The sequence below is a fragment of the Sphingobium cyanobacteriorum genome (assembly GCF_030580935.1).
Classification (GTDB): domain Bacteria; phylum Pseudomonadota; class Alphaproteobacteria; order Sphingomonadales; family Sphingomonadaceae; genus Sphingobium; species Sphingobium cyanobacteriorum.
In genome coordinates this window covers 1-4,228 of the sequence record NZ_JAUQOM010000048.1, presented here as the reverse complement: position 1 = coordinate 4,228, position 4,228 = coordinate 1, and the positions used below count along the sequence as shown (strand labels likewise).

Genomic DNA, 4,228 nt, shown 5'->3' with positions numbered 1-4,228 from the left:
ATTACACCAATGCCGGGGGGAGTGGCCCTCGGGCTACGCCCTCACGCCACTCCCCCCGGCATGTAACACGATGGCCTGGTTTTACGCCGCCGAATGGCCGACTTTTGCTCCGCCGTTGACACAGCACTTCGAGCATCTGGTCGTTGCGGCGGAACGGTGCGGCCTTCTTGAACCGCTCCCAGTCGGGCCGGAACGGGACGTGGGTAATTTTGCGTGCGCGTGCCCAGAGCGAGGCGATGTGTTCTCCGCCGGTCGGGTTGCCGCCGTGGAACAGGACCATGTCGGGATATTTGGCGAGCACCTTGTCGAGCGCGGCCCAGATGCGGTTGTGATCCTGATAGGCGGGGCCGGATGTGAACGCGATGCGCGTGCCCGCGGGCAGCATTGGTTCGGTCTCCGAGCGGCGCTTGGCGGCAAGGAAGTCCCGGCTGTCGATCATTGCGGCGGTCAGCGTGCGATGGTTGACGAGTGATCCCGTGCGCGGGGTCCAGGCCTTGCGGAAATGCACCTCGAACTGGTCGGAGGCGGCTTCGCGCATGAACTCCATGGCGTTGCGCCGCTCGATCAGGCCGATGCCTTCGCAGATCTGCCGTTCAAGCTCGACCGATTTGACCTCGGAGCCATCCTGCTCGCGCTGGCTGCGCTTCTGGGAGTCCTCATTGTCGTCAAGCTCGCGCTGGATACGAAATTCGGCGCGGTGGAAAAGGTTGGCGAGCGACCAGCACAGGTCTTCGAGATCGGGTTCGAGCCTGGTGTCGATCATGGTGGCGATGAGGGCGTCGAACATGTCGGCGACGGCGCCTGCGGCAATACGTTCCTCGGGCAGTGGCCGTGGGTCGGCTTCATCTGAGAAGGGGCGATAGCCGTAGAGGGCGATTTCATCGAGGAGATGGGCGGTGGGCGAGACTTCGTGTTCGGGTTCGTTGTCGGGCGTGTCGATCATGGGACAAGTCCTTGGGGCCTTGGAACCGGGCACATTGCCCGGCCTTCATGGGCGTCCCTCTGATCGGCTGCCGGGAGGCTGCATCCTCAGGACCTTAGCGCAGCGGAGGATGGCGAGCGGGCGGCTATTTTGGTTCGCGATGGAAAGGCGCGTATGCGCCGCCGGAAAATAGCCGCATGACCGCCATTGCGGCCTCCCGGCAGCCGGTCTCTCGGACGCCACTCGAAGAAGGCCGGGCTTGGTCGGGGAACTGGCTATGGACGATGTGCACCGCCCTCGCCCGATCCCCCGACCCCGTATCGGCTCAGCCGCAGTTCACGGTGAAGCGGGTCCGATCCTGCTCATGCAGCTGAAGGCGGACCCGTCCACCCAATGCACACGCACCGTGGTGACGCAGATCGTCGTTGAAGTCGGCGAGGTCAGGCATAAGCGATAGGAGTTCAATCCCTGAAACCTGCGCGCGGTCGGTCAGGATGCCGAACGCCGCGTCGCCTGCCGCATCCCGGTCGCGCGCGACATAGAGGCGCCGGAGTGTCGGTGGGAACAGGATGGCTGCAAGATGGGCTGACGAGGTTGCGGCGGCCATCGGCATGGTCGGCAGCACCTCGCGCAAGGACAGCATGGTCTCGATGCCTTCGCCCGCGATCAGGACATCATCTGCGAGTCCGAATCGGACAGCGTTGCCGAGAATGTTGCCCATGGCCCGGCGCGGCGATGCGACCTTGGCTTTCATGCCGCTCGATGGATCGAGCCAGGTGCGATGTGTGCCGGTCTGCACACCGTCGCTATCAGTCACCGCCGCAATCAATGCCGGGAAGGCACCAGCTGTACCGGGAGTGTCATCCTCATTCGGCCTGTAGTAACAGCGTGGATGAAAGCGCAGGGCTGGCAAGTCGGATACTCGCGTGATGCTGCGTGACCGCAGATAGGTAGCGGCCAGCGATCCGGTGAGCGGCTTCGAGGCGGCGAACAGGCGTCTGGCAGCCGTTGGTGACCCTGCTCGTGTCGGCTTGGCGAAGGCTGCGCCAGTGTTGGTATCATCCGATCCCGATAGCGGGAGGCTGAGGAAGCGTTCGGCTTCGTCGATGGTGTCGGCCAGTCGCCCGTGCCGCTGATTGAGACGGATGAGATCGACGAGATCGCCATGCTCGCCGGTCGCGGCATCGACCCAGTTGCCGATCGCACCGCGTTCGGTCTCGAACAGGCGGACATAAAGGCTGCGTCCGGGCGTTCCGGCGACATCGCCGATCATCCAGTAGCGGCCTTCGCGCCTGCCTGCGGGCAAGTAGTGACGGCAAACGGCCTGCGCGCTTTGCGCAAGTCGCTCCGACAGTTCCGCCGCACGGGTGGAAATCCTGCTCATGTCAGGCAGCCTTCCGGTCGGCGATGCGCGCCAAGGGATGCCGTTCGAACAATCGCTCGATCACAGCCAACCCTGTCACAACATCGTCGGGGACGAACAGGCGCAGCTTCCAGCTGACGATTTCAGAGAACAGCCCCATTGCCTTGAGCCGGTCCACCGCCGTCGATCCAAACCCGGTGAGTTCGATCCGGTTCATCTGCATCAGCCGCGAACGGCGGAGTTGCAGCCCATCGGCAAGGTCGAGCACCGCGTGGCCTTCGCGGAGCATGGCGAGTGCCTGCGGCGGCGACAGCACTGGCGCATCTGCGCTGGCAGTCGCACTCGCGGCCCATGCCGGGGAGACCCTGCGCCCGACGATGCGCGTGCCATCGTCGGTCTGGAGCCGGTAGACCCGGGTCGATTCTTCCGGGAGCTGCTTCCAGATCGGCAACAGCAGGCCTGTGACGATGTGCAGTTCGCTTGCCGTGAACGCATCGACTTGCGCGACTTCGGCTTGCCAGACGGCGACGAACGTCCGCTCGTCCACTTGCTCCCAGCTGGTCTCCGCCAGATGGTTCAGGGCAAAGTTCAGTCGCTCCATTGGCCTGATCAGACGGATGCGGCGCTCGACCTCGCCATCGTCGAGCATGACGCTGCGGGCGGGCAGCTGGACCGCCGCGCGTTTCGAGCGGGCGTTGACCAGCAGCCGTGCGCCGGGTTCGCGCAGCAAGTCGAGCGCCTTGTCGAGCGTCACGGGCTGGTTGCGCTCACGCATGGCCACCGTCAGCAACCGGGTCTCTGCCCCCGTTGCTGGGTGAACGTAGATCGGCTCGCTGCCGGTAACGGTGAAGCTGTCGGCGACCAGCGTTTCGAGCCCGATGTCGTATGCTCCGCACGCAATCGCGCTCTCGACCTTGGCGCTGAGCAACTGTTCGAACACCGTGAACAGGACGTTCTGCATCGCAATCGTCAGTGCCAAGAGCCGGTTGAGGAATGTGGTGATCGGCGGCAATTCGTCCTTCAGGCACCCGCTGCCATCGGTCAGTGACAGGCCGGTCATGCTCTCGAAGGTCCCGAGCGAGCAGTGCTCGACCTTGCCCGCATAGATCAGCACGTAAAGCTGACGCAGCGCGTCGCGGGCATAGGGGCTTTCGAGATTGTCCTCGGGTCGGAACAGACCCTGGCCGCCGGTCTGGCGCTGTCCGCGCGTGATCGCACCCAGAGTGTCGAGCCGCCGGGCGATGGTCGAGAGGAAGCGTTTCTCGGCCTGGACATTGGTGGCAACGGGCCGGAACAGCGGCGGCTGCGCCTGATTGGTGCGGTTCGTGCGCCCAAGACCCTGGATGGCAGTGTCGGCCTTCCAGCCCGCTTCGAGCAGGTAGTGGTGCCGCAGCCGCTGGTTCCGACTCCCAAGATCGGCATGGTAGCTGCGCCCGGTACCACCGGCATCGGAGAAGATCAGGATCTGCTTGCGATCTTCCATGAACGCCTGCGCTTCGGCAAGGTTGGCATGAGCAGGCCGGTTCTCGACGGCGAGCCGGTCACCGCCCGCGTCGACCTTGCGAACAATCCGCCGCGAGCGCCCTGTCACCTCGGCGACCATATCGGTGCCGAACCGCTGAACGATCTGGTCGAGCGCGCCTTGCACCGGTTCCATCGAGGCGAGCTGCTCGATCAGCCGGTCGCGCCGTTCGATGGCCTCGCGGCACTGTACGACATTGCCATCCGCGTCATAAGCAGGCCGTGACGCGAGATTGCCATCGCCGTCAGTGTAGCTTTCATGAAGCTGCGTCGGGAAGCTGTGCAGGAGGTAGTCCAGAACATATTCTTTGCAGTCGCAGTTTATGTCGAGCGTGCCGGCGAGAGACGCAGGTTTCCTTCGGTTTTCCATGATTTCACTCCAGATAATTACGGTTCCCTCGACCTGAACAAGTCGAAGGAAC

The 4,228-nt window shown here is 64.1% G+C and carries 3 protein-coding genes; all 3 read right to left on the bottom strand.

Annotation, left to right across the window (positions count from 1 at the left end):
* Position 1: 1 nt before the first annotated feature.
* Positions 2-943, bottom strand: a complete 942-nt coding sequence (locus Q4610_RS21420; RefSeq protein WP_304537804.1) for a DUF2493 domain-containing protein — start codon at positions 941-943, stop codon at positions 2-4.
* A 304-nt stretch (positions 944-1,247) separates the two neighbouring features.
* Positions 1,248-2,306, bottom strand: coding sequence for a DUF7146 domain-containing protein (locus Q4610_RS21415; protein ID WP_304537803.1), 1,059 nt, complete (start codon positions 2,304-2,306; stop codon positions 1,248-1,250).
* Between the two features lies 1 nt (position 2,307).
* Positions 2,308-4,228, bottom strand: a 1,921-nt coding sequence (locus Q4610_RS21410; protein WP_304537802.1) for a strawberry notch C-terminal domain-containing protein, incomplete at its 5' end; no start/stop codon positions are given.